This window comes from Glaesserella sp. (genome assembly GCF_041817755.1).
GTDB lineage: Bacteria > Pseudomonadota > Gammaproteobacteria > Enterobacterales > Pasteurellaceae > Glaesserella.
The window spans coordinates 49,829-74,530 of the sequence record NZ_JBGYBX010000039.1; the positions used below are offsets into that span (position 1 = coordinate 49,829).

General features: G+C 42.3%; 25 protein-coding genes. 7 read left to right on the top strand and 18 right to left on the bottom strand.

The annotated features are described in order from the left end of the window. Positions 1 to 43: 43 nt before the first annotated feature. The 3 genes from recQ to lexA all read right to left on the bottom strand — a co-directional run bounded on the left by recQ (position 44) and on the right by lexA (position 2,886). Entirely contained in the window at positions 44 to 1,870 is a 1,827-nt protein-coding gene (gene recQ / locus ACEYKX_RS05480) for an ATP-dependent DNA helicase RecQ (RefSeq protein ID WP_373767327.1), read from the bottom strand. Then, positions 1,870 to 2,178: an iron donor protein CyaY gene (gene cyaY / locus ACEYKX_RS05485; protein ID WP_373767383.1), complete on the bottom strand. Its 309-nt coding sequence runs from the start codon at positions 2,176 to 2,178 to the stop codon at positions 1,870 to 1,872. The genes recQ and cyaY overlap by 1 nt, the downstream gene beginning before the upstream one ends. Positions 2,179 to 2,256: 78 nt before the next feature. Continuing rightward, positions 2,257 to 2,886 (bottom strand): transcriptional repressor LexA, encoded by a 630-nt coding sequence (gene lexA, locus ACEYKX_RS05490; RefSeq protein WP_373767384.1) that lies wholly within the window; start codon positions 2,884 to 2,886, stop codon positions 2,257 to 2,259. Between the two features lie 151 nt (positions 2,887 to 3,037). Between lexA and plsB the strand changes: the two genes are divergently transcribed. Beyond that, positions 3,038 to 5,488 carry a glycerol-3-phosphate 1-O-acyltransferase PlsB gene (gene plsB / locus ACEYKX_RS05495; protein WP_373767328.1) on the top strand — a complete coding sequence of 817 codons (2,451 nt, stop codon included), beginning with the start codon at positions 3,038 to 3,040 and terminating at the stop codon, positions 5,486 to 5,488. A gap of 172 nt (positions 5,489 to 5,660) precedes the next feature. Here the strand turns inward: plsB and ACEYKX_RS05500 are convergent, their stop codons facing one another. The 6 genes from ACEYKX_RS05500 to proQ all read right to left on the bottom strand — a co-directional run bounded on the left by ACEYKX_RS05500 (position 5,661) and on the right by proQ (position 12,032). Next, the gene (locus ACEYKX_RS05500; protein WP_373767329.1) at positions 5,661 to 6,413 is read right to left on the bottom strand and encodes a VacJ family lipoprotein; all 753 of its coding nucleotides are present in this window, start codon (positions 6,411 to 6,413) and stop codon (positions 5,661 to 5,663) included. Between the two features lie 4 nt (positions 6,414 to 6,417). Continuing rightward, complete coding sequence (locus tag ACEYKX_RS05505; protein WP_373767330.1) at positions 6,418 to 7,053, bottom strand: MBL fold metallo-hydrolase; 636 nt, start codon at positions 7,051 to 7,053, stop codon at positions 6,418 to 6,420. Positions 7,054 to 7,067: 14 nt separating this feature from the next. Further along, complete coding sequence (locus tag ACEYKX_RS05510; RefSeq protein ID WP_373767331.1) at positions 7,068 to 7,625, bottom strand: YcbK family protein; 558 nt, start codon at positions 7,623 to 7,625, stop codon at positions 7,068 to 7,070. Positions 7,626 to 7,774: 149 nt separating this feature from the next. Further along, positions 7,775 to 9,346: a L,D-transpeptidase family protein gene (locus ACEYKX_RS05515; RefSeq protein ID WP_373767332.1), complete on the bottom strand. Its 1,572-nt coding sequence runs from the start codon at positions 9,344 to 9,346 to the stop codon at positions 7,775 to 7,777. Positions 9,347 to 9,438: 92 nt separating this feature from the next. After that, entirely contained in the window at positions 9,439 to 11,445 is a 2,007-nt protein-coding gene (prc, locus tag ACEYKX_RS05520; RefSeq protein ID WP_373767333.1) for a carboxy terminal-processing peptidase, read from the bottom strand. Positions 11,446 to 11,492: 47 nt separating this feature from the next. Next, positions 11,493 to 12,032, bottom strand: a complete 540-nt coding sequence (gene proQ / locus ACEYKX_RS05525; protein WP_373767334.1) for an RNA chaperone ProQ — start codon at positions 12,030 to 12,032, stop codon at positions 11,493 to 11,495. A gap of 233 nt (positions 12,033 to 12,265) precedes the next feature. Here proQ and ACEYKX_RS05530 point away from each other — a divergent pair, with 233 nt between their 5' ends. After that, on the top strand, positions 12,266 to 12,478 hold the full coding sequence (locus ACEYKX_RS05530) for a cold-shock protein (protein WP_373767335.1): 213 nt from the start codon (positions 12,266 to 12,268) through the stop codon (positions 12,476 to 12,478). Between the two features lie 61 nt (positions 12,479 to 12,539). On the opposite strand, the gene trxB is transcribed toward ACEYKX_RS05530, so the two are convergent. The 4 genes from trxB to mdh all read right to left on the bottom strand — a co-directional run bounded on the left by trxB (position 12,540) and on the right by mdh (position 15,747). Continuing rightward, complete coding sequence (gene trxB, locus ACEYKX_RS05535) at positions 12,540 to 13,493, bottom strand: thioredoxin-disulfide reductase (protein WP_373767385.1); 954 nt, start codon at positions 13,491 to 13,493, stop codon at positions 12,540 to 12,542. Positions 13,494 to 13,557: 64 nt separating this feature from the next. Continuing rightward, positions 13,558 to 14,406: a co-chaperone YbbN gene (locus ACEYKX_RS05540; protein ID WP_373767336.1), complete on the bottom strand. Its 849-nt coding sequence runs from the start codon at positions 14,404 to 14,406 to the stop codon at positions 13,558 to 13,560. 52 nt (positions 14,407 to 14,458) lie between these two features. After that, on the bottom strand, positions 14,459 to 14,707 hold the full coding sequence (locus tag ACEYKX_RS05545; protein WP_373767337.1) for a hypothetical protein: 249 nt from the start codon (positions 14,705 to 14,707) through the stop codon (positions 14,459 to 14,461). Between the two features lie 95 nt (positions 14,708 to 14,802). Next, entirely contained in the window at positions 14,803 to 15,747 is a 945-nt protein-coding gene (mdh, locus tag ACEYKX_RS05550) for a malate dehydrogenase (protein WP_373767338.1), read from the bottom strand. A gap of 189 nt (positions 15,748 to 15,936) precedes the next feature. On the opposite strand from mdh, the gene argR reads away from it, so the two are divergent. Both argR and ACEYKX_RS05560 read left to right on the top strand, forming a co-directional pair. Next, a complete protein-coding gene (gene argR / locus ACEYKX_RS05555; protein WP_373767386.1) occupies positions 15,937 to 16,398 on the top strand; it encodes a transcriptional regulator ArgR in 462 nt (153 codons plus the stop codon). Beyond that, positions 16,398 to 17,270 carry a TIGR01777 family oxidoreductase gene (locus tag ACEYKX_RS05560; RefSeq protein WP_373767339.1) on the top strand — a complete coding sequence of 291 codons (873 nt, stop codon included), beginning with the start codon at positions 16,398 to 16,400 and terminating at the stop codon, positions 17,268 to 17,270. Before argR ends, ACEYKX_RS05560 begins: the two co-directional genes overlap by 1 nt. Positions 17,271 to 17,304: 34 nt before the next feature. Here ACEYKX_RS05560 and ychF read toward each other — a convergent pair whose 3' ends face one another. The 3 genes from ychF to rsmC all read right to left on the bottom strand — a co-directional run bounded on the left by ychF (position 17,305) and on the right by rsmC (position 20,090). Next, on the bottom strand, positions 17,305 to 18,396 hold the full coding sequence (gene ychF, locus ACEYKX_RS05565) for a redox-regulated ATPase YchF (RefSeq protein WP_373767340.1): 1,092 nt from the start codon (positions 18,394 to 18,396) through the stop codon (positions 17,305 to 17,307). A gap of 29 nt (positions 18,397 to 18,425) precedes the next feature. After that, positions 18,426 to 19,010: an aminoacyl-tRNA hydrolase gene (pth, locus tag ACEYKX_RS05570; RefSeq protein WP_373767341.1), complete on the bottom strand. Its 585-nt coding sequence runs from the start codon at positions 19,008 to 19,010 to the stop codon at positions 18,426 to 18,428. Positions 19,011 to 19,100: 90 nt separating this feature from the next. Beyond that, positions 19,101 to 20,090: a 16S rRNA (guanine(1207)-N(2))-methyltransferase RsmC gene (gene rsmC, locus ACEYKX_RS05575; RefSeq protein WP_373767387.1), complete on the bottom strand. Its 990-nt coding sequence runs from the start codon at positions 20,088 to 20,090 to the stop codon at positions 19,101 to 19,103. A gap of 83 nt (positions 20,091 to 20,173) precedes the next feature. On the opposite strand from rsmC, the gene ACEYKX_RS05580 reads away from it, so the two are divergent. Genes ACEYKX_RS05580 through srmB form a run of 3 tightly spaced genes read left to right on the top strand, consistent with a single transcriptional unit; the run spans position 20,174 to position 22,384 of the window. Continuing rightward, the gene (locus ACEYKX_RS05580; RefSeq protein ID WP_373767342.1) at positions 20,174 to 20,593 is read left to right on the top strand and encodes a DNA polymerase III subunit psi; all 420 of its coding nucleotides are present in this window, start codon (positions 20,174 to 20,176) and stop codon (positions 20,591 to 20,593) included. Further along, positions 20,590 to 21,027, top strand: a complete 438-nt coding sequence (gene rimI / locus ACEYKX_RS05585) for a ribosomal protein S18-alanine N-acetyltransferase (RefSeq protein WP_373767343.1) — start codon at positions 20,590 to 20,592, stop codon at positions 21,025 to 21,027. The genes ACEYKX_RS05580 and rimI overlap by 4 nt, the downstream gene beginning before the upstream one ends. Before the next feature lie 31 nt (positions 21,028 to 21,058). After that, positions 21,059 to 22,384: an ATP-dependent RNA helicase SrmB gene (gene srmB / locus ACEYKX_RS05590; RefSeq protein WP_373767344.1), complete on the top strand. Its 1,326-nt coding sequence runs from the start codon at positions 21,059 to 21,061 to the stop codon at positions 22,382 to 22,384. A 73-nt stretch (positions 22,385 to 22,457) separates the two neighbouring features. Here srmB and grxD read toward each other — a convergent pair whose 3' ends face one another. Together grxD and ACEYKX_RS05600 are read right to left on the bottom strand one after the other, a co-directional pair. Next, positions 22,458 to 22,784, bottom strand: coding sequence for a Grx4 family monothiol glutaredoxin (gene grxD, locus ACEYKX_RS05595; protein WP_373767345.1), 327 nt, complete (start codon positions 22,782 to 22,784; stop codon positions 22,458 to 22,460). A 237-nt stretch (positions 22,785 to 23,021) separates the two neighbouring features. Continuing rightward, the gene (locus tag ACEYKX_RS05600) at positions 23,022 to 24,581 is read right to left on the bottom strand and encodes a phosphoethanolamine transferase (RefSeq protein WP_373767346.1); all 1,560 of its coding nucleotides are present in this window, start codon (positions 24,579 to 24,581) and stop codon (positions 23,022 to 23,024) included. Between the last annotated feature and the right edge of the window lie 121 nt (positions 24,582 to 24,702).

Genomic DNA, 24,702 nt, shown 5'->3' on the forward strand with positions numbered 1-24,702 from the left:
GCGGTCTGTTTTGCCAAACAATTTGCAAAAATACCGCCCGAAGTCACCGCTTGTATTCGCGTCGGATGTTCATATGCTCTCTGATTAAGTCGAGGAACGGCGGGCCGAAGCGCTCTAATTTTCGCTCGCCTATACCATTAATGTCCAACATCTCGTCTTCAGTCACAGGTAAAAATTCCGCCATTTCTTGCAAAGTTGCGTCGTTAAATACAATGTAAGGCGGGATATTTTCCTTGTCCGCAATTTGTTTGCGCAAAAATTTTAAGCGGGCAAACAGATCTTTATCATAATGCCGGCTGCTTTGCGATTTCTGAATATATGCCGTTGAGGAAAAACCGATGCGCGGCATCGCCAGTTCCAAACCGATTTCCGCCCGTAAAATCGGGCGCGCTTCTTCGGTTAACTGCAATGCCGAATGATTCACGATATTTTGGCGGATAAACCCTAAATGAATCAGTTGGCGGGTCACACTCACCCAATATTCCTGCGATTTATCTTTGCCGATACCGTAGACGGATAACGTATCATGCTGATGTTCGCGGATTTTTTGCTGATTCAACCCGCGCAATACGGCAACCACATGGTGTAAGCCGAACCGCTGCCCGGTTCGATAAATCACCGACATCACTTTCTGTGCATCGATTAAACCGTCATATTTTTTGGGCGGATCCAAACAAATATCACAATTTTTACAGGGCGTTTGGCGGGACTCGCCGAAATAATTCAGCAATACCAAGCGGCGACAGGTTTGTGATTCGGCAAACGCACCGATTGCCTGAAGTTTGTGTTGCTCAATCTGGCGTTGTTCGCTTTCCGGTTTTTCCGCCAAGACTTTGTGCAGCCAGCCGTAATCCGCAGGATCATAAAATAGCAATGCTTCGGCAGGCAAATCATCACGCCCCGCCCGCCCGGTTTCCTGATAGTAGGATTCGATACTGCGCGGCAAATCGAAATGCACCACAAAACGGACGTTCGATTTATTAATCCCCATTCCGAATGCTACCGTGGCAACGACAATTTGAATATTATCCCGCTGAAAGGCGTTCTGCACCGTTTCACGCTGTTGCATTGTCATACCGGCATGATAACCCATCACGGAAAAATGGCGAGCCGATAACTTTTCGGTGATTTCTTCCACTTTTTTACGGCTGTTGCAATATACAATGCCGCTTTTCCCTTTCTGCCCGCTAATAAATTTTACCAGTTGTTCAATCGGTTTGAATTTTTCTTGAACGGTATAGCGAATATTCGGGCGATCGAAGCTGCCTAGATAGATATGCGGATCAGACAATTTCAAGTGGTGGATAATATCGGTTCGGGTTGTCGGATCGGCGGTTGCCGTTAACGCGACAAGCGGTATGTTCGGAAAGGTTTTTCGCAAACCGCCCAATAACGTATATTCAGGGCGGAAATCGTGTCCCCACTGAGAAACACAGTGAGCCTCATCCACGGCGATTAAGCTGATTTTACAATGTGCAATGAAATGAAAAAATCCGGATGTCATCACCTTTTCGGGAGACAAATACAATAATTTCAACTGCCCCGACAGCGCCTTTTGTTCGACGGCTTGTTGTTCTTCTAACGTTTGTGTCGAATTGAGATACGCCGCTTCAATGCCGTTGGTCAATAACTGATCGACCTGATCTTTCATGAGTGAAATAAGCGGAGAAACCACCAAAGTAATGCCGTCTAAACAAAGGGCGGGTACTTGATAGCAGAGTGATTTTCCGCCCCCTGTGGTAATAATGACAAGGCAATCGTTACCCGATAACACAGCATCAATCACTTCGGATTGACCTTGTCGGAAAGATTGATAGCCAAAGACGTTATGTAAAACTTCTTTGGCTTTGGCGGTATTTGAGGCTGACATTAAGCGAAAGAAGCTGTTTCTCCGTGACGGGCAACGGCTTCTTCTAAATGAATCCAGAAAGAGCGACCTTCAGAACTTAACCATTCACCATCCCGATAGGCAAAATGAAAACCGCCGAGTTTACTTGCCAGCCAAAGTTCTTGCATTGCCTCTTGCTTGTTGATCACAATTTGTGAATCATCATCAAACGTGATGGTAAACACTGCACCTTGTGTTTCGCAATCAACATCACAGCCTTGTTCGTCAAGCTGCTCTTCAATCTGCGCCCACACTTGTTCAATTTCTCGGTGAAATTCTGCTAAATTCATCATTATTCTCTTTAATCGTAATACATTGAAAAAACGCCCGCTATTTTGAATTTTTCCGCCACGCTTTTCAACGGCTTTTTACATCCAAGCATTATTACGAATCACACCGACAGCAATACCTTCAATTTCGATGAATGATGTGCGGGGATCCACGACAATGGCTTTCAGATCATCATTTTCCGGATGAAGATAGATTAATTCGCCTTTTCTCTCCAAGCGTTTTACCGTTACTTCATCATCCACGCGGACAACCACGACTTGCCCGTTGCGTACACTGTTCGTTTTATGTACGGCAAGCAAATCACCGTCCAAAATACCGATTTTTTCCATCGAATTACCGTTTACGCGCAATAAATAATCTGCGTGCGGAGAAAACATGGCGCCGTTAACCGGATAATGGCTTTCCACATGTTCGATCGCCATAATCGGCGAACCTGCCGCGACTTTACCGACAAGCGGTAAACCTTCTTCGTCATTGGCAGCTTCATCATCAACCAAAATACGAATACCGCGCGATGTGCCCGAAAGCATTTCGATATAGCCTTTACGGGCAAGCGCCTTTAAATGCTCTTCCGCCGCATTCGGCGATTTAAAGCCGATTTCACGGGCGATTTCTACGCGTGTCGGCGGCATTCCGGTCGTTTCAATATGATTTTTCACAAAATCAAAAATTTCTTGCTGGCGAGCGGTTAAATGTTGACGTTTCATTTCATCCTCACTGTCTTTATATACAGAAAATATTGACATTATATACAGTGAAATGTGTTTTGTAACTAAATAAATGCGGATTTATAGAATAAATGTATGATAAAATTTTGGCGAATCCAATCCGATCATAATTATTCAAAAGGATATAAAAATGGCAAGCTTATTGAGTTTATATCATTCCATCTTGAATCTACCGCTTTCTCTATTGGTTAAATCCCGTTCTATTCCGACCGACCCGGTGAATGAATTGGCACTTAACTTGGAGCAACCCATTGTTTATGTGTTGCCTTATACGTCACAAAGTGACTTATTAATCTTACAAAAAAACTGTCGAAGCCTGAATTTGCCCGATCCACTACAGTCAAACTACATTCAAGGGCAATCTCTACCACGTTACGTCTTTTTAGACGAAGGACGTCGCTTTTTTAAATCGAAAGGCGCCAAAAGCGAAACCGTTTCTGTTTTTTACCGTTATTTGGATCTCAACCGCCATGACGAAAACCTTAATGTGCAAGTCGTTCCGGTTTCCGTTTTGTGGGGGCGTGCGCCCGGTAAAGAAAAAGGCTTGCCGGTATTACGTTTGTTAGGACCATTTCAACGTTTGGTGACGATGATTTGGTTCGGACGTGATAATTTCGTCCGTTTTTCACAAGCCGTTTCACTACGCAACATGATTTCAGACCACGTAGACGATGAAAAAATTGCGCAAAAACTGGCTAGGGTTGCCAAAATCCACTTTGCCAAACAACGTTATTCTGCAACCGGACCGCAATTGCCGGATCGCCAAGCAATGTTTAACAAACTACTTCAATCACCGGCAATCGTTGCCGCAATTGAGGACGAAGCACAAAAACCGAAAGGCTCTCCTGAAAAAGCGCGTAAAGAAGCCGAAAAAATTTTGGATGAAATTGCCGCTCACGTTCGTCATGAAAGTTTGAGAACCGCCGATCGTTTATTAAGTTGGCTGTGGAATAAGCTCTACCAAGGGATTAATGTACAATATGCCGAGCGCGTGCGTAAATTGGCATTAGAAGGACATGAATTAGTGTATGTGCCGTGTCACCGTAGTCACATGGATTATTTACTGCTTTCTTATATCCTTTACCATCAAGGTTTGGTGCCTCCGCATATTGCCGCAGGCATCAATTTGAATTTCTGGCCGGCAGGACCGATTTTCCGCAGCTGGGGGGCTTTTTTTATTCGTCGTACATTTAAAGGTAACCGCCTTTATTCCACCATTTTCCGTGAATATTTAGCGGAACTGTTCTACCGCGGCTATTCCGTCGAATATTTTATCGAAGGCGGTCGCTCACGCACCGGTCGTTTATTGGAACCGAAAACCGGCATGATGTCGATGACATTACAAGCCTTACAACGCGGTTTGACCCGCCCTATCAGTATCGTGCCGGTTTACATCGGCTATGAGCATGTTTTAGAAGTCGATACCTATGAAAAAGAATTGCGTGGAGCAGAAAAAGAGAAAGAAAATGCCGGCTTGGTTTTACGTGTAATTAAAAAATTACGTAATTTAGGACAAGGCTATGTGAATTTCGGCGAACCAATTTCACTAAACTCCTATCTGAACCAGCATTTCCCGGAATGGAAAGAAAGCAGCGCCAAACCGAAATGGTTGAACACAGCGGTTGAATTGGTTTCCCAACAAGTTATGGTCAATATTAACAATGCCGCCGCCGTCAATGCCAAGAACTTAATCGGCTCGGTATTGCTTGCTTCGCGTCAACGTGCGTTGACGCGCGAACAATTAATTGAACAAGTGGAAAGCTATCTTCAACTGTTCAAACATGTGCCTTATTCAGCGGATGTGACAATACCGAACGATTCGGCGGAACAGATGCTCAGTCATGTACTGACTTTACCGCGTTCCGGCGTGATTTCGGAAAAAGACAATTTCGGTGAAATTATTCGATTAGAACGACAATCTGCGGTATTGATGACCTATTACCGCAATAATATTCAGCACCTTTTCGTATTACCGTCATTGGTTGCCAGCATTGTGTTGCATCACGAAGCGGTTTCGAAAGATCTTATTTTGCAAAGCGTCAAACGGATTTATCCGTTCTTAAAAGCGGAACTTTTCCTGCACTTTGAAGAAAGCGAAGTCCGTCCGCATATTGAAGCCATTCTGAGCGAATTCACCCATCAAGGCTTGATTAAAAACGAAAGCGATATGTTTGTGATTAACCGTCGTCGCCTTCGTGCATTACAGCTGCATTCCGCAGGTATCAGAGAATTACTGCAACGTTATTATATCAGCTTAAGTATTCTGCTTGAGCACCCCGAAATCAGCCGTAACAATATGGAAAAAGAGAGCCGCTTTATTGCACAGCGACTCTCGGTATTGCACGGTATCAATGCACCGGAATTTTTCGACAAAATACTGTTTTCAACTGTCAGTAATACATTGAAAGATCAAGGTTATTTTGATGAACAAGGTAATAGTGTCGTCAGTAAAGTTCAAACGACCGAAGAGCTTTTGAGAGGATTGATTTCCGTCGAAATCCAGCAAACCATTCAAGGAGCAATGATCAAATCGGAAGAAAGGGATACAGAAGGGCAAATGCAAGACTCAAAAGAAGATTAGTGATGATGACTTAGGGCAAGAAAAGATAGTTTTCTTGTTCATATTTTCAAAAATAGGGCTTAAAGTCTTGTACTATACAGGCTTTAAGCCACTTCTTAGCAACTAATTTCTTATTACACCTTTCTTCGTTAATTCGATTTCATACACAACTTATTGTTTAGATAAACTTAAGTTAATCGATATTTTTCAGTTCATCTTCGGAAAGTATTTCTTTTCCGTCATCATTTTCCGTCTTACCGTCTTTCACTTTAAATTCTAAATTTTGAAAATAGGCTTCACGGAAAGTCGTGTAGGGATCTTGTGATTGTTTTAACAATGATTCCTGCCCGAGAAGTTTTGATCTTGAATCAACGCCTTGTACAACATATTTCGTTAATCCCCACGGGAAGGTTAATAATGAAAGAGCAGGATATGTCGTATCAACGAGTCGCCCCAAGTCTTGACGCGGTGTCGCCGGCCCATAAGCCGGAAGCATAACGTAAGGCCCCGTCGGTACATTATAGCTACCCAAGGTATCACCAAATTCTCTTCGACCGTTGTCTAATTTCAAATCATCCGTTAAGCTGGCAAAATCAATCAAACCGCCTAAACCAAAAATAGAGTTAAACCAGAAACGGGTAAAGTGGATCATTGCTTTTTGTCCTTCTCCTTCCAATAACCGGTTCACAAAACTTGCCGGTTCATCCAAATTATTTGCGACATTCACCAGGCCTGTTTTTACCGGACTCGGGACATAATCACGCCAACCTTTAGCTACCGGTTCAAGGACATAAGGATCCAAATAGTCATAATTGACTTTCCACATAGCACGGTTAAATCCTTCCAACGGATCATTGCGTTGCCCGGTTTCAGGGTTAATCGAAGAAGAACATGCCGTGAGGGTAAAACTCACAATAATAAAAAATAAAGATTTAATGTTATTCATTCACTTACACTTCTTTTAAAAAGGGATTGTTTTTCTTCTCGCGCCCGACTGTTGTATGAGCGCCATGACCGGGGATAATGATGAAATCATCTGCTAAATCAAAGAGTTTAGTCCGAATACTGTGGATAAGCTGATCAAAATTGCCTTGATACAAATCCGTCCTTCCGATACTATTTTGAAATAACACATCACCGGTAAACGCAATTTGATCTTGAAAATCAAAAAAGCCAATATGACCGGGAGCATGACCGGGAAGATGACGAATGTGGAATTTTAAAGCACCTACTTCAATTTCGTCCCCTTCTTCCAACCAATGATCCGGAAGAAAAGCATTTACCGGAGGTAAACCATAACTGGTACAAATTTGTGGAAGCATCTCAAATAGGGGGCAATCCTCCCGTTGAGAACCAAACACCTCAACATTAAAATGTGTTCTTAATGTGTCAACCGCCATGATATGATCTAAATGGGCGTGTGTTATCAGTAACTTTCGCACATGAAGCTGATGTTCTTCAACAAATTTGATTATTTTTTGTGCTTCATCGCCCGCATCAATAATTGCCGCATTTTTTTGTTCATCCCAAATGATGCTGCAATTTTGTTGAAATGCACTGACCGGAATAATTTGTAAATTAAACATAATCTATATCGCAATTACACACCGCGCCAAGTGCGAATCGGTCCGGTATCTACATGCACAAAATTACTCCGTGGATAAAATCCTACGCCGCCATTATTCAAGCTCTCTGCAACGGCTCGGATACGGGCTAACGGCACACCTTCAATACGAAAATCAATTGCTTTGCCTAGAATGTGATAACTGTTACTTGCAACTCCACGACTACGGCGACGCATCCTTGCATTGGTTTGGGCAGAGCGATAGCCGCTTAACATTAAGATTTCCGAACTACGGGAACCTAAACGTGCTTGAATTTGGGTAAGCTTAAAAAACAATCTCGGATCGATTGTACGAACTTGGTTTGTATGGCGATCCCGCATGATATGATTTAGTTTATTTAATGTTGCACCGGCAAAGCCTGTCGGCATATAAGGGACAACGACTTTTTCCCCGGTATTTAAACTTCTCATACGGAAAAGAAGGGGTTTAGGTGTAGAAACAATAGCTTGTACATAACTTGGCAGAAGGCTTGCTCCCAGCATAATACCTCCCAAAGAAAGCCATCTACGACGTTGTAAATTTGGTTGCTCCATTATTTTCCTCATTATTTAAAATGATGATTTATCACTGGCTCCTCCTCTTAGTTTCCTGTAATAAATCATTTTGTCTCCGTTAGTAGAGTTATAAAAAATAAAGTTCCGAGAAGCAAGGTAATCCTCTCGGAATTTTGTAAATTTATGAATTAGATCACAGTTTTGAGTTTATTCCAGTCAAATGAGACTGCCGGAATTTTCGTATCATAACGATAAATATCCGGTAAAGAATACACTCGACCGTCTTCAACCCATGCCGTCACATAATACAAATATACCGGGTTATCCGAATGAATTCGCGCTGACGTTGTTTTTTTACTACCTAATACGTTCGCCTTTTTCTGTTCTGACCACCCCGCTTCTTTTAATAATAATGTTGCCAACTCATCCGCTTTTGCAACTCGGACACATCCGGAACTCAATGCTCGATCATTTTTATTAAACAGCTCTCGGTTAGGCGTATCATGTAAATAAATAGCATCCGAACTCGGCATATTAAACTTATAACGCCCTAACGCACTGTCATCTCCTGCTTTTTGGCGTATATGGTAAGGGAAATTTTTAGTCGGATTATCATAAGCCGCCCAATTGATGTTATACGGATTCACTTTATTTCCATTACCGTCAATAATTTCATAACCGCGACGTTCTACATAACTAGGATCTTTACGCATTTTAGGTACGAGATCTTTATTCTTAATGCTTGCCGGTACATTCCAAGGCGGATTAACCACCACATTACTGAGCTTACTGTACATCACCGGGGTGCGGCGATCATCCCGCCCGACAATCACTTTTGACTGTAATGTCAATTTGCCGTCACGAAAATAATAAAGTTGGTAACTCGGTATATTCACAAAAATACCGTTATTAAAACTTGGAATTAAACGTAAACGTTGTGCATTTAACGCTAATTTTGTAAATGACGTATTTCCGCCGGATTGAGCTTGTTGCGCAGCCTCTTTCGATTTTTTCCGTTTGGTTGATTTCTTCTCCGTATTCGTCACACTGCCATGCGGAGACATCAAAAATAATTGCTGAACCGTCTCCTGATAAACATGATTACGCGGTACTAAATTTGACACAAATTGGGCGGACGAACCGCTTTTAACCGTACCGTTCCACGCGTGGATAAGTTCTTCTGCAGGCGCTTTCGGCTGATAACTGCCTAAGTTATACAACCATTGATTTGCATTTTTTTCGACGTTTTTGCTGTAATAAAGGTAATCAAGAAAACTATCCGTTAATAAAATATCACGTGCAAAACCGGATTCGGTATTCAAAATTTGTTGTAATGCGCCGGCTGATTTTGTCGACACACCGCTGGCTGCAAAAACGGCGTACTCCTTCAAGAATATTTTCTCCGCCGTTTTATCCCGCCATAACGGGGAAAAATCGTGATCTAAATACACTTTTGCGGTAGTCGCACTTAAAAGCAATCGGTTATTTCCGATTTCTTGTTGAAGACGGGCTTGTGCTGCAGCTAATTTTTCTGCGGCAATACGTTTTTCCTCTTGTAACTGAATTGCGTATTCTGCTTGCTTTGCAAGCTCTTTCGCTCTCGCTTGTTGCGCTTCAAAGCTGAATTGAGGTAATACGGAATCGGTCGTGGCGGATGTTTTCGCCGCAACCGAATCAGATAAAACCTCTATAGCCGGTGCAGTTTCCGCGATGGCGACACTCGATAGCATAATAAAAGGAAAAAACTTCAGTGCTTTCATGTAATAAGAATCCGATCTGTAAAAAATTCAATAAAACAGACCGCTTGTCACGACTGCGGTCTGCTAAAATCGATACATTATAAACGATTTTGTTATTTTTTATCAATTTGTAACCAATCGACCATCATATGCTCCGCTTCTTTTAAGAAAAAATCGGGCGCTTCATAATCTTTCGGTAATTGTTCAATATTTTTCAACGTTTTTTTACCTTCACGTTTGAAACGGGCATTAATGTCCTTCAAGCGTTTGGCTTCATCCGCATTGTTTTCTTGCATGCGTTCCTCTAAATTCAATGAAGTAAACTTACGTTCATCACGTTCTTTACTGATTGCGATGTCTTCATTTAAAGTAATAAACTCCGGTTCTTTAGCAATACGTTCTTCATGCTTCTTAGTCAGTTCCGTAACAACATTGCGTGCATTACCCGCTTCAGCGTATGTCGCTGCCGGAATCTTATCCCATAGTAGCGCATTATCTTCAAAACTTTCACCGGTTTTTTCTGCATTTATGATTTCAGGGAACCGAATATCCGCTTCAACACCTTTCAGTTGTGTACTACCGCCATTAATGCGATAAAATTTTTGAATCGTATATTGAATAAAGCCGAGAGGCTCTTGATCCAAATCATAAACGAAATTTAAAGAGCGGCTTTGCTGCACGGTTCCTTTACCAAACGACTGCTGTCCTACCACTATCGCCCGATTATAATCCTGCATTGCAGCGGCAAAAATTTCTGAAGCCGATGCACTATGACGGTTAATCATCACCATAACGCGACCTTTATATGCCACATTCGGTTCCGGATCTTCGTGCACTTTAATCCGATTAAAAGCGTCGCGAACTTGTACAACCGGTCCTTCTTTAATGAAAAGTCCTGTTAATTCCACAACTTCCGTTAATGAACCGCCGCCATTTTCACGCAAATCGATAATCAAACCGTCCGCTTTTTTGGCTTTCATTTCGTCAAGCAATTTACGCACGTCTTTAGTTAATCCGATATAAAAACCCGGAATTTTGATAACCGCAATATTCTTACCGTCGATTTTATTCACCGTTAATTTCGCCGCACTGTCTTCCAAACGAATTTGATCCCTGACAAGCGTGACGATCTTATTTTTCCCGCCTTTCGCCGGTTCAATTTCAAGGTAAACTTTCGATCCTTTTTTCCCTTTGATTTTGTCGACGACATCATCCAAACGCCAGCCGACAACATCTTCAATTTTATCCGCCGATTGTCCCACACCAACGATTTTATCGTTTACCGATAATTTTTTGCTACGGGCGGCTGGTGCTCCCGGTACAAGGGATTTAATTTTTGTGACGTCATCTTCCATCTCCAATGTCGCACCGATCCCCTCCAAAGAAAGATTCATGCTCTCTTGAAAACGTTTTGCAGCACGCGGTGAAAGGTAGCTGGTATGCGGATCGATTTCTCTGGCAAACGCATTTAAATATGTTTGTAAAATATCATCCGCTTTATTTTGAGTTAAACGGCGGATAGACAAATTATAACGTTTTACTAACGTCTTCTTAATTTCGGGCCATTTTTTATCTTTTAAATACAGATTAATAATGTCGTATTTAACACGTTGTTTCCACAATTCATCAGCTTCTGCCGTGGTTTGAGGAAACGGGGCTTTTTCACGGTCATTTTCAATTTGATCTTTTTCTTTCAGATCAGGTTCTTTGTCCAATAACGAAAGGGCATATTTATAACGCTCGTAGCGACGCTTTGTCATCAAATCATACATTGCAAAAGCGATATCTAATTTTCCCTCATACAATTCATCATCTAATTTTGTCGCATATTTGGCCCGCATCTCATCAATGTCAGACTGCAAAAACGTATTATGCGCACCATCCAGCCAATTCACATAACGATCGAAGATTCTTTCTGAGAATTCATCATTCAATTGAAATTTATGATAATGAGACTGTGTTAAACGTGCGGTCACACGCTTAGTCGATAAACTATGTTGTTCATTCGGTTGGGGAAGCACAAGTGCCTCCGCTTTAATGTCAGGTTCAACAGCAAAAGAAGTCAATGAAAATATCCCTGCTATTAAACCGGTGAGATAACTTAATTTATTACGCTTCATACAATTCCTAGATTAATTAATCCTAAAAATAAATCGGCTATTGGTGATTATTTTTTACCTTTCCCGAATTTATTTTCTAATGCCGTTAAGCTTTCTAACGAAGCTTTAGGCGCATTTTGCCGAACCTTAACTTCGGCACGTTTTTTAGCGTTCTGCTCACGAGCCTGCTGTTTAAAAAAGGCTTTCCGCTGCTCTTTACGTTTTTCTTTTAATTCTTGCGCTTTACGTTCGGAGTACGCCGCTTTAGCCTCAGCTAACGAATGTGCAGCATGTTCCGCCTGCATCGCATCGACAACTCCCGCCTCTTCACCGTTTAGCCCGACACGTACCGCCCCTTCTTTACAAGCATGCAAATAACGCCAACTCATCGTGTAAACCCGTAGCGCCTGACGCAATGCGGTTTTACTGACTTTATCGTCCCCGGTCAATGCGTCGGCCAAATCTTGAAAAAGCCCGACTTTAAGCGGCTTTGCTTCACCTTCCGCAATAAAGCAAAGCGGAAACTTTTCAACTAAATAATGAATAACTTCTTTCGTGGTTAATGCTGTTTTTTGATGTTGCTGTACTTCTTGTTGTTGCTCAGACATAGTATTTTCCAGTGATTAATTTCAGGTTAGAAAAATAGTGCTTACTATATTTTATTTACCGAACCGCGTCTATAGATACGGGAATGAAGTTTCATTTAGACCCCAATAAAATTTCAACTTATGTAAAAAATCATTAAATTTGATTTGCCTTTGTGATCAAGAAATGCTCTAATCCTATCCGGCGATGATATTTTCATCGCCGTCTTGTTTTACATTTTATTTAAGGACAACGTATGTCAAAATTAACAGGCACTGTTAAATGGTTTAACTCCGTCAAAGGCTTTGGTTTCATTGCACCGGAACAAGGTGGTGATGATGTGTTCGTGCACTTTTCCGCCATTATCAGCGAAAGTACTTATCGTAATTTAAAAGACGGCGATAAAGTAGAATTCGAAATCCAAGCTTCTGATCGTGGTCCTTCTGCGGTAAACGTGAAAGTAATTTAACCTTAAAATAAATATAAAGCCATCAGTCATAAAACTCATGGCTTTTCTGTTTTTTTGGGAATTAAGACTGTTTTTCTAAAAATTTCTCTGCATCCAACGCCGCCATACAGCCTGTTCCCGCCGAAGTAATTGCTTGACGATAATGATGATCCATCACGTCTCCTGCGGCAAATACTCCTTCCACGCTTGTTGCCGTTGTATTACCGTCCAACCCTGATTTCACCACGATATATCCGCTATTCAATTCAAGTTGACCGTTAAATATTTCCGTATTCGGCGAATGTCCGATGGCGACAAATACACCGTCCAGCGTAATCTGTTCGTGTTGACCCGTTTGAGTACATTGAATTCGAACGCCCGTGACCCCCATCTCATCGCCAAGAACTTCATCTAATACCTTGTGAGTATGTAGAATAATTTTACCCTCATCCACTTTTTTCATCAGTCTGTCGATCAAAATTTTCTCACTGCGAAACGTATCGCGACGGTGAATCAAATGTACTTGCGACGCCACATTCGAAAGATACAACGCTTCTTCAACGGCAGTATTTCCGCCACCGATAACGGCAACCGGTTTATTACGGTAAAAGAAACCATCACAGGTTGCACAAGCCGATACGCCCCGTCCTTTATAATTTTCTTCGGAAGGTAAACCCAAATATTTGGCGGATGCGCCGGTTGCAATGATTAACGCATCGCAGGTAAAAGTATTAAAATCCCCTTTTAAGATAAAAGGACGCTGTGATAAATCGACGCTGTGAATATGATCAAAAACAATTTCCGTCTCGAATTTCTCTGCGTGCTTTTGCAATTTATTCATTAAATCGCTTCCGGTAATCTCCCCGAATTCACCCGGCCAATTTTCAATCTCATTCGTTGTCGTTAATTGCCCGCCTTGTTGCATGCCGGTTACGAGAACGGGATGGAGATTCGCCCGTGCCGCATACACCGCAGCCGTGTAACCGGCAGGACCGGAACCTAAAATTAATAATTTTGCATGTTTTGTTTTCATCATCATTGTCCTAACTATGTTTCATCATTTGCAATATTTTGCCCCAAACCGACCGCTTGTCATACGCTTAATAGAGCAAAGAATAGAGTTGGCGACGGAATTTCGGCACCAGCGGATCAGCATTGCCCATCGCAGACAAAACGGCTAAAAATTGGGTTTTAATTTCCCCGTTACCCGCCGTTAAATCCTTTTTCAGCCATTCGAATAAAAGCGATAACGCCTCTTCATTCCGCTTCACTTGATGAAGCTGATTCGCTAATTGTACCGCAATCTCCGGGGTTGGTGCTTTGGCATAATCGGCTTGTAGTTGCTGAATTTCCGGTGAATCCGCCGCCTGTTCAAGCAAATGGATCTGATCCTGTAGCCCTTGCCAACGGCTGTCTCGATCTTGAATCGGTATTTGCGCTAAAATGTCTCTTGCCTGCGCCACTTCTTTCATCGCAATGTAGGTTTCGGCATAAAGCAAAGCAAAGTCACTGTTCTTCTTCTCCGTTAATTCCCATGCCGATTTCAATAAAGGTAACGCCAGATCATATTGTTCCGCCTCCAAATATTCGAGAGCTTGATGAAATTGCAATTCCTCTTCTTTCGGCAGAATATTCCCTAGGCGGATGCGTAATTCTTGTTCGCTCAGCACACCGCGGATCGCATCTACGGGTTGACCGTTTGCAAAAAAGTAGCTCGAAGGCACCGCTTGTACCCGAAATTGTGCGGCAATCATCGGCTGTTCGTCACAATTGACGATCGCCAATAAAAACTGTTTCGGGTACTCATCAGCCAAACGACGAAATAACGCTTCCATCTCCAATGAAGCGGGTTCTCTCGGTGAAATAAAATGAAAAACCACAGACACTTCCGCTGTGGCATTGATCACTTCACTAAAATTCGTTTCATTAACGTTAACGATATATTCCATATTATCCCTAAAAACGGCAAAATCTGATGTTTTGCCGTTTACTTTTTATCTTTTAATTTGAACGGTAACGCTTGAATTCTTTGATCGTACCACCATGCCCTAAACAAGCCGAACCGTCCGTTACGGTAGAATAAGTGCGATCAAAACACACTGCCGTAGCATTCGGCGGCAAACTGTCCGATGACCTTAACTCAACGGTGTTGTCTAACGGAGCATTGATCGCTTCAACTTTTTTCCCTCCGCTACAAGCCGCCAATGCGGCTAACATGGCCGGAATCGCAATAAAATCATATCTTTTCATAACCTACTCCGATGGTTTTAAAACACATAAAAAAAGCTGAAAACACACTACGTTTTCAGCCCACATAATACGAGTTTCTCTTTGAAATTCAAGCACTATCCGTTAATGAATTTCTCACCCAATTCGATATCCGCTTTTAAGGTCGGAATCATGGCTTGAATTGCGGCTTCTTCGTAAGCACTGAGTGTGCCGATAGGAAGTAACTCTTCTACACCGTTTAAGCCTAAACGCACCGGTTGCGCGAAGAAACGGGCGTATTCGCCGTGACCTTCCACATAAGCGTATTCAACCACTTTTTCACCGGTTAATCCTTTCAATACGGCATTGGCAAAGCGTGCCGCCGCTTGTGCCATCGATAACGTTGCCGATCCGCCGCCCGCTTTCGCTTCAACCACTTCGGTACCGGCATTTTGAATTCGTTTCGTTAACGCCTCGACTTCATCAGCACTGAAATCAATCTTATCTTCTTCATGCGCTTGAGACAGTAACGGAAGGATCGTCACGCCTGAGTGACCGCCGATTACCGGCACTTTAACACGGCTGACATCTTTACCTTTTAGCTCCGCAACAAAAGTTTCGGAACGTAACACATCCAATGAGGTCACACCGAATAATTTACGTTTGTCATACACGCCTGCTTTTTTCAAGACTTCTGCGGCAATGGCTACCGTTGTATTCACCGGATTGGTGATGATACCGACGCACGCATTCGGACAGACCACCGCCACTTTTTCGATCAAGTTACGCACGATCCCTGCATTGATATTAAATAAATCCGAACGATCCATTCCCGGTTTACGGGCGACACCTGCCGAAATCAACACTAAACTTGCGCCTTCCAATGCCGGTGTCGGATCTTCGCCGCTATAACCGACCGCTTTAACCGGTGTCGGGATGTGACTGACATCCACCGCAACACCCGGAGTAACCGGTGCAATATCGTATAACGCAAGGTTAGTACCTGCTGGAAGTTGCAATTTTAATAATAATGCCAATGCTTGACCAATACCACCTGCTGCGCCTAATACTGCTACTTTCATAAAATTCTCCTTGGATTGAAGTTAAAACTGGATGTCGGACAGTGTATGTAAAATGAAATGAAGATTCAAACGGCAAAATGTAATTTTGAGACGTATAGCAAATTTTCAACAAAAAAAGTTGCTTTATTTGCATAAATACGCAAAAATTTTGCATAATTTAAAATCCAAATGCATAAACAGGAGCGGCATGTGGAAAAAGCCGATTCACTTTCCGAAGCGTTCAAATCCTTATTACGAGAAGAAAAATTCAGCTCTCAAAGCGAAATCGTTGTCGCATTACACGAACTGGGGTTCGACAACATTAATCAATCCAAAGTATCCCGTATGCTATCCAAATTCGGCGCGGTTCGTACCCGCAATACGAAAATGGAAATGGTGTATCAACTCCCTGCTGAATTAAGTGTGCCGACCACCTCCAGCCCGTTGAAAAATTTAGTAATCGATATTGATCATAACAACTCGTTAATCGTGATCCGCACCAGTCCGGGTGCCGCGCAATTAATTGCCCGTTTATTGGACTCGATGGGTAAAGCGGAAGGCATTCTCGGCACCATTGCCGGTGATGATACTATCTTTATCACACCGACACAAAACACCCCGATTAAGCAATTGATCGAACATATTACCGAACTTTTTGAGAGTACGTTCTAATGCATATTTTCATCACCGGCGGAACCGGCTTTATCGGCAATGTGCTGACAAAAGCCCTGATACAACAAGGTCATCGGCTGACGCTTCTGACGCGTCGGTCAATGCACAATACGCAAGCGGTCACTTTTATTCAAAATTTTGCAAATATTGAAAATCTCAATGGATTTGATGCAGTTATCAACCTTGCCGGCGAACCGATTTTTGATAACGCTTGGACACCCGCCCAAAAGCAGAAACTGACCTCAAGCCGTTTGGACATTACCCGCAAATTGGTTGAATTAATTCAAGCCGGCGATAAACCGCCCCACACATTGATTTCAGGCTCGGCAACGGGCTTTTACGGCGATTTGCCGTTTGCAAAATCTTACGACGAACAGACCGCTTGCGGCACAGGCTTCGCCTCGCAACTCTGCCGACAATGGGAAGAGGCGGCATCAGCCGCAGAAAGTGAGCAAACACGCGTCTGCCTTGTGCGCACAGGCATGGTACTTGCAGAACACGGCGGTGCATTAAAGCGCATGTTACCGCTTTATCGCCTCGGTTTAGCGGGTAAATTGGGCTGCGGCAAACAACATTGGGCATGGATTTCACTGAATGATGAAGTGCGAGCCATTTTGTTTTTGCTACACCATGCCGAATGTCGGGGTGCATTTAATTTGGTCGCGCCACAGTTGACGACTAATGCAGACTTTAACCGCACCTTAGCCCAAAAGCTCAAACGCCCTGCCTGCTTTACGGCTCCGGCGTTTCTGTTAAGGTGGGTATTAGGCGAACGTTCGCAATTATTATTGGATAATCAACCGCTTGTGCCGAAAAAACTGTTGGATGCGGGCTTTGAATTCGAGCAAAAACAGTTGACCGATTGCTTATAACACAAAGGGCGTATTTTACTTACGCCCCTTTTTGCTACACATTAAAACGGAAGTGCATCACATCGCCGTCTTGAACGATATAATCTTTTCCTTCCAAACGCCATTTACCCGCTTCTTTCGCCCCGTTTTCACCTTTATATTGCACGAAATCGTTATATGCGATGACCTCGGCACGAATGAAGCCTTTCTCAAAGTCGGTATGAATGACCGCCGCCGCTTTTGGTGCCGTTGCACCGACGGAAACCGTCCAAGCGCGAACTTCTTTCACCCCGGCGGTAAAGTACGTCTGTAAATTCAGCAAGGCATAGCCGGCGCGAATCACGCGGTTTAAGCCCGGCTCTTCAATACCGAGATCTTGTAAAAACTCGATTTTTTCATCATCTTCAAGTTCTGCGATTTCCGCTTCAATTGCCGCACACACCGGCACGACTACCGAACCTTCTTTGGCGGCAAATTCACGCACTTTGTCCAGATAAGGGTTATTGTCAAAGCCGTCTTCATTCACGTTGGCAATATACATGGTCGGTTTTAAGGTTAGAAAATTATAACCTTTGATGGCGTGAAGCTCGTCTTTATCTAACGGCACCGAGCGGATCATTCCCGCATTTTCAAGCACCGGTAGGATTTTTTCCATTATCGAGAGTTCAAATTTTGCGTCTTTATCACCGCCTTTCGCCCGTTTTTGCAAACGTTGGATCGCCCGTTCGCAACTGTCTAAGTCCGCTAAAGCCAGCTCGGTGTTGATGGTATCAATGTCATCCAACGGATCGATTTTACCAGCAACATGTACGATATCGTCGTTCTCAAAACAGCGTACCACGTGTCCGATCGCATCCGTTTCACGAATATTAGCTAAGAATTTGTTGCCTAAACCTTCACCTTTACTTGCTCCTGCGACCAAACCTGCAATATCCACAAATTCCATTGTCGTTGGCAATACACGTTCCGGCTTGACGATTTCCGCCAAGGCATCTAAACGCGGATCCGGCATAGGCACAACACCTGTATTTGGTTCAATGGTACAGAACGGATAGTTTGCCGCCTCGATACCGGCTTTGGTTAATGCATTAAAAAGAGTTGATTTACCCACATTCGGTAAACCGACGATACCACACTTAAATCCCATATTTTTTCCTATGAATTATCTATTTAAATTTATGCTTTAAAGCCATTCAAGCGATTAGTTGCTTTAACAATTCCTTCTTTGAACAGCAGTTCAACGCAACGACCAGCTTCATCTACCGCAGCGTCAATCAACGGCTGATCGGTCGGTGACGGTTTGCCCAACACGTAACTTGACACTAAATCTTTATGTCCCGGATGTCCGATTCCGATTCGGACACGATAGAAATTATTGCTATTGCCTAAAGCGGAAATAATATCTTTCAAACCGTTATGTCCGCCGTGGCCACCGCCTTGTTTGATTTTTGCCACCCCCGGCGGTAAATCCAATTCATCATGCGCGACCAAGATCTCTTCCGGCTTAATGCGGTAGAAATTTGCCAAGGCACCAACCGCTTTGCCGCTTAAATTCATAAATGTTGTCGGTATAAGTAAACGCACCTCACCTTGCACCGTATTGATTTTGGCAACCTTACCGAAATATTTGGCATCTTCTTTTAGGCTGGTGTTAAACATACGGGCGAGTTCATTCACAAGCGATTCCCCCGCATTATGGCGGGTACCTTCATATTTTGTTCCGGGATTGGCAAGCCCGACAATCAATTTAATCTGCGACATAGCGTTTGAGTGAGAAATAAAAGGCGGTATTGTAGGCAAAAAGGGGGGATTTCACAAGGTGAAAGCCCCCTTTTCATGGCAATAATAGAATTATACCCTCGCCGAATACACCTTAAACTTACTGGATTTCGCTAACACTTGGTGTCGACCGAACGCTTGGTCAAGTAAGTCCGGATAAGGCAGGAAAGCATTGGCGACAATACGTAGCTCACTGCCTTTATTAAGATGGCGTTTGGCTTGTAAAATCAGTTCTTCCACGGCTCTATAAGCTGTATCGACACCGTCGTGGAACGGCGGGTTTGACACAATCAGATCAAAACGCCCGTCAATATGGGAAAACACATCACTTGCCACCACATCGCCTTCAAGCTGATTCTCCGATAAGGTTCGTTTGCTTGATGCCAATGCCATCGCATGAATATCCGACATGGTCAACTTGATCTTCGGAAATAGCTGTTTCAAAAACGCCCCAATCACCCCTGCCCCGCAGCCGAGATCCAGCACTTTTCCCTTCAGGCGATCGGCTTTATCAAAGGTTGAAAGCAGTAATTTCGAACCGTTATCCAACTCCGCCGAGCTAAACACCGCAGGCAAAGCAAACACTTTGAGATCTTGCAAGCGGTACGATTTCCAGAATTTTTTGCAATCAAAAGTAGGCTCGTTTTCCAGTCTAAAATGGTACAACCCGCAACGACGAGCCGAATCAATTTTGGCAATCTCGCCGAACGGTTCAAGTAAGGTTTCCACCGAGCGCACGCCGACACGGTTTTCACCTATCACCAACAGTTCTTGACCGACCGGAGCAGCAGCTAACCATTGTAACAACTGAAATTGACACTCTTGCTTATTTTTCGTCCAATAAAAGACCGCTAAATCCGCTTGCTGATAACACTCCAAGCCGAATTCCACGTGCCTATAATGGCGAGCATAATCAAAATAGCTGCTGAATACCGCAACTTCTTTCGTATTTGGGCGAATCAGTTCCGCAAAGTTGTCACGGACATCGCCGAACAACAACACCTTTTTCTGTTCAAACGCCCCCAAATGGCGTTCGAGCACTTCACTCTCAATCGATAACATAAATTTCCACGTTTTCATGCAAAATAATTTCTGCATTTTACCGATTTTTGCTACCATTCCCCAACTTTTTATGAGGAAAAACAATGAATCGGCGCGATCTGCTTTTAACAGAGATGAATATACCCCAATGGGTACTTGTTAAACCGCAAGTACTCAAAGGCGATGCACAAATTCGCTTGGCGGATACGGTAAAATTGGTAGTGGTATGTGAAGAAAATCATCAACAGAGCGGTTTATTTCAAGATGTTCTGCGCGCATTGCAATTGAATAGCGAACAATATCAATGGTTAAATCTTGAGCAAACCATACGCTTATATGTCGACCATCAACCGACTTTTTGGCTGATTCAACCCGAACAACAAGCGGTGCGATTTGCAAAAAAATTTGCAAATCAGGCCGCTTGGCAGTGTGAGTCTTGGCAAGATCTTTATCAACCCCAACAAAAACGCAAACTTTGGCAACAAATACAATCTTTTTGTTCGCAATTTGAGGAAACTTTGTGATTGCCCCCGTTTTAGACAGCGATTTCGACCGCCTTTTTGAAATCGAACAACAAGCCCATTTAGTGCCTTGGGCGAAAGGAACGCTGTTAAACAGTCAAGGCGAACGTTATTTGAATTTAAAATTATCCGTTGAAAACCGCATTGTTGCCTTTGCAATCTGTCAGTTTGTGCTTGATGAAGCGACGCTGTTTAATATCGCAGTCGATCCTGCCTATCAAAGCAAAGGCTACGGCAAGCAACTGTTACAAGCGTTGATCGCTCAGCTTCAACAAAAACAGATCACGACATTATGGCTTGAAGTACGAGCTTCAAACACGACAGCACAAAAACTTTACTCCTCACTAGGCTTTAATGAAGTGACGGTGCGGAAAAATTACTACCCGACCCAAGACGGTGGGCGAGAGAATGCGGTGGTGATGGCGTTATATTTATAGCCTTCATCCATTTTATATTAAAGAGAACAAAATGAACGAATTAATCACCTTTGAAGAATTAGATTTAAGCCCTGAGCTGTTGCAAGCGTTGGATAAAAAAGGCTATAAACGCCCAACCGCTATTCAGCAAGAAACCATTCCGCCTGCAATGGAAGGGCGAGATGTGTTGGGTTCGGCACCGACAGGCACAGGAAAAACGGCTGCATTTTTGTTGCCGGCGTTACAACATTTGCTCGATCACCCACGCCGTAAGCCTGGTCCACCACGCATTTTAATTTTAACGCCAACCCGTGAATTGGCGATGCAGGTTGCAGAGCAAGCGGAAGAGTTGGCACAATTTACCAACTTGAAAATTGCCACCATTACAGGCGGTGTCGCTTATCAAAACCACGGCGAAGTGTTTAACACCAATCAAGATCTTGTGGTGGCGACACCTGGGCGTTTACAACAGTATATTCAAGAAGAGAATTTTGACTGCCGTTCTGTCGAGATTTTAATTTTTGATGAAGCGGATCGTATGTTGCAAATGGGGTTCGGGCAAGATGCCGAAAAAATCGCAGCGGAAACCCGTTGGCGTAAATATACTTGGCTCTTTTCTGCCACCTTGGAAGGCGAATTGTTAGTGGATTTTGCTGAACGCATTTTAAATGATCCCGTTCAAATTGATGCAGAGCCAAGTCGCCGTGAGCGTAAGAAAATTCAGCAGTGGTATTATCACGCAGATAATCTTGAACATAAAACCAAATTACTTGCCCGTTTGATAAGTGAATTTGAGATTGAGCGAAGCATTGTGTTTGTTCGTCGTCGTGAAAGTGTGCGAGAGCTAAGCGAAATCTTGCGTAAACGTGGTATTCGTTCGACTTATTTGGAAGGTGAAATGGCACAGACACAACGTAATCAAGCAATTGCTCGCTTAAAAGACGGCGTGGTAAATGTGTTGGTGGCAACGGACGTGGCAGCTCGTGGGATTGATATTGATGATGTCGATTTTGTGATTAACTTTGACCTGCCATATAGTGCGGATACTTATCTACACCGTATCGGGCGTACAGCTCGTGCAGGTAAGAAAGGTTCAGCCGTATCGTTAGTCGAAGCTCACGACTACAAACTACTTGGCAAAATTAAACGTTATACGGAAGAGCCGTTAAAACCACGTATTATTGAAGGCTTAGCACCACGCACCAAAGCCCCGAAAGATGGTGAAGTGAATACGGTATCGAAAAAAGAGAAAGCTCGGATTAAGAAAAAGCAAGAAGAGAAAAAAGAGAGCTTAAAGAAAAAAGTGAAAGTCCGCCATAAAGATACGAAAAATATTGGTAAGCGGAGAAAGCCGACGGCAGAAAAAGCGGAAGGCTAAAATACAAGCGGTCTGTTTCAGCTGAAAATTTGCAAATTTCAGTCGGAAACAGACCGCTTGTTATTTAACATGATTATGCCGGATGTCTTTCCGCCACGTCTTTTAACAACGCTTGTAATTCCCCTTTTTGGAACATTTCAAGTACGATGTCACAGCCACCGACCAACTCACCTTCTACCCATAATTGCGGGAAAGTCGGCCAGTTTGCGTACTTCGGTAGTTCGGCACGAATATCCGGATTCGCCAAAATATCGACATAACCGAACGGCACTTGGCAGTTGATGACAGCTTCTACTGCGCGAGCAGAGAAACCGCAAGACGGAAATTTCGGCGAACCTTTCATGTAAAGTAGAATTGGGTTTTCACTGATTTGTTTTTGAATTCTTTCGATGGTTTCCATAATGACCTCTAGGGATAAAATCGGATTGTTAAATAGTTGAGTGATTATATCAGAATTTTTGACGAGATTGAATCGTAATAGAGGTTGTAATGCTTATGTAGGTAAAGTCAATCCGTTGAGTTTGAACGGATCAATCTTACACCTCTTGAAGTTAAACAAGCGGTTAGATTTCTGCAAAATTTTGCAAAAATCTAACCGCTTGTTGGATCGCTTTAAAAAACGAAAATGATGTCTGTCCTATTTTATCATAGGCGGATCATCCGCTAAGGATTCAAAATCAATAAACTGGTCTCCGTCAAAAACTTTAATATGCTCATCGGGTTTATCTGAGAAGAAATGCTCATACCCTGCTTTTAACAAATGTTTCTCTTTAATTCCCAACCAATCGGCAAACCCGTAAAGAAAATTTAATGCTGAGCGTTTGACTTTAATTAATGTTCTAGCTGTATCATCGCTGGATATTTTCACAAACGGAACTTGGAAGTTTTGTTTATATTCTTTACCGACAAATAAAGAAACATATTCCTTATCTTTATATTTGTGAGATAAACCGTGATCAGAAAAATAAATTAGAGAATAACTGTCCCCGGAATTCTCCAGCAAAGAAACGGTCTCTTTTAATAAGGTATCCGTTTGTTTTAACGAATCTAAATAACATGACATATCTTCGTTGATAAAGTTAACCACAACAGGATAATCCAATCTGTCACAAAATCGCATATGCGATCCCATTAAATGTAAGACAAATAATCGATGACCATCATAGCTCTCATTCAGTTTTTCTTTAAAGATGTTAATTAGCGCTTTGTCATTAATATTCGCCGTATCATAGCTGGATTTTTTCGTAAAAAAGATCTCTTTAGCATTCGCAGCAACCCGTGCTGCAATGGAATCATATGAGCCGGTTCTTCCTTGGTTGGAAATCCAATACGTTTTAAAGCCGGATTTATTAGCTAATGTAATGATATTATCTTGGAAGTCGATCTCTTCACCGCGTTTAAAATAAAGTGTGTTTAATAAAGACGGTTGAGTATTCAGTGCCGCAGCTATATAACCATCAAAAATCATCCCTTTTGTTTGAGATAAAAACGGCGTTGTATTTATCGGATAATGGTAAAGCGATAAATAATCGGCTCTCATACTTTCACCAATGACTAACACATAATTCTTATACTTCGGATGTGATTCCACAACATCCCAAACGGGTTCATTGTTCATAGTAACAATAACCCCCCTGCTATGCCGTTGATAATTGATGATCTTTTTAAACGTTTCCGAGTAAAACCCGACAATAGAAACATCAGTATAAACCAAATAAAATTCTTTTTTTATATAAAATTCCTTTATTGAATTATACATAACAGAAAAAAAGATAATTAAACAGGCAATTATTTTGTTTTTTATGGATACTTTAACCAGTTTCAAACCAGAAACCAAAAATAATATAAACACACAAAAACACAAAAATAAAAGACAGTACAAATATAAATGCCAAGGTGTGTTTAAAATAAATTCTTTTGTCTCACTTAAATTTGTTTCAAAAAGTGATGCCACAAACGCCATCGATGGTCTTCCATAAATAATGGCTTGAGGAAGATATAGTATAGCCACAATAGAATTTATGATAAATGCAATATAGAATAATATTTTTGAGATATTAATAATGACATAAAAAATCAAATAGGTAGCAATAATACCGTAGATTGTCACAGGGAATCCAAATGCATAGCAAAGGATGATTGAATATACCAATAGGCAGCCATAGACCAAAATTGATCTATTGATCAATTTATCCATTATTTTCTCCTTTTTAAATTTTAATAATGAATTAAGAATAACATCTTTATTGTTTTAACAGTGAAATATTTAATATTCACCATCATGAACTTATATTAAAACGGCGATATAAAATACCGCC

Bases quoted from the DNA above. Each gene is read 5' to 3' on its own strand.
- mdh (WP_373767338.1), bottom strand. From the start codon at position 15,747: ATGAAAGTAGCAGTATTAGGCGCAGCAGGTGGTATTGGTCAAGCATTG.
- srmB (WP_373767344.1), top strand. From the start codon at position 21,059: ATGAACGAATTAATCACCTTTGAAGAATTAGATTTAAGCCCTGAGCTG.
- ACEYKX_RS05530 (WP_373767335.1), top strand. From the start codon at position 12,266: ATGTCAAAATTAACAGGCACTGTTAAATGGTTTAACTCCGTCAAAGGC.
- ACEYKX_RS05505 (WP_373767330.1), bottom strand. From the start codon at position 7,053: ATGTTTAATTTACAAATTATTCCGGTCAGTGCATTTCAACAAAATTGC.
- prc (WP_373767333.1), bottom strand. From the start codon at position 11,445: ATGAAGCGTAATAAATTAAGTTATCTCACCGGTTTAATAGCAGGGATA.
- pth (WP_373767341.1), bottom strand. From the start codon at position 19,010: ATGTCGCAGATTAAATTGATTGTCGGGCTTGCCAATCCCGGAACAAAA.
- ACEYKX_RS05510 (WP_373767331.1), bottom strand. From the start codon at position 7,625: ATGGAGCAACCAAATTTACAACGTCGTAGATGGCTTTCTTTGGGAGGT.
- ACEYKX_RS05515 (WP_373767332.1), bottom strand. From the start codon at position 9,346: ATGAAAGCACTGAAGTTTTTTCCTTTTATTATGCTATCGAGTGTCGCC.
- ACEYKX_RS05560 (WP_373767339.1), top strand. From the start codon at position 16,398: ATGCATATTTTCATCACCGGCGGAACCGGCTTTATCGGCAATGTGCTG.
- lexA (WP_373767384.1), bottom strand. From the start codon at position 2,886: ATGAAACGTCAACATTTAACCGCTCGCCAGCAAGAAATTTTTGATTTT.
- ACEYKX_RS05600 (WP_373767346.1), bottom strand. From the start codon at position 24,581: ATGGATAAATTGATCAATAGATCAATTTTGGTCTATGGCTGCCTATTG.
- trxB (WP_373767385.1), bottom strand. From the start codon at position 13,493: ATGATGAAAACAAAACATGCAAAATTATTAATTTTAGGTTCCGGTCCT.
- ACEYKX_RS05545 (WP_373767337.1), bottom strand. From the start codon at position 14,707: ATGAAAAGATATGATTTTATTGCGATTCCGGCCATGTTAGCCGCATTG.
- ychF (WP_373767340.1), bottom strand. From the start codon at position 18,396: ATGGGATTTAAGTGTGGTATCGTCGGTTTACCGAATGTGGGTAAATCA.
- ACEYKX_RS05540 (WP_373767336.1), bottom strand. From the start codon at position 14,406: ATGGAATATATCGTTAACGTTAATGAAACGAATTTTAGTGAAGTGATC.
- plsB (WP_373767328.1), top strand. From the start codon at position 3,038: ATGGCAAGCTTATTGAGTTTATATCATTCCATCTTGAATCTACCGCTT.
- grxD (WP_373767345.1), bottom strand. From the start codon at position 22,784: ATGGAAACCATCGAAAGAATTCAAAAACAAATCAGTGAAAACCCAATT.
- ACEYKX_RS05580 (WP_373767342.1), top strand. From the start codon at position 20,174: ATGAATCGGCGCGATCTGCTTTTAACAGAGATGAATATACCCCAATGG.
- recQ (WP_373767327.1), bottom strand. From the start codon at position 1,870: ATGTCAGCCTCAAATACCGCCAAAGCCAAAGAAGTTTTACATAACGTC.
- rsmC (WP_373767387.1), bottom strand. From the start codon at position 20,090: ATGTTATCGATTGAGAGTGAAGTGCTCGAACGCCATTTGGGGGCGTTT.
- proQ (WP_373767334.1), bottom strand. From the start codon at position 12,032: ATGTCTGAGCAACAACAAGAAGTACAGCAACATCAAAAAACAGCATTA.
- ACEYKX_RS05500 (WP_373767329.1), bottom strand. From the start codon at position 6,413: ATGAATAACATTAAATCTTTATTTTTTATTATTGTGAGTTTTACCCTC.
- cyaY (WP_373767383.1), bottom strand. From the start codon at position 2,178: ATGAATTTAGCAGAATTTCACCGAGAAATTGAACAAGTGTGGGCGCAG.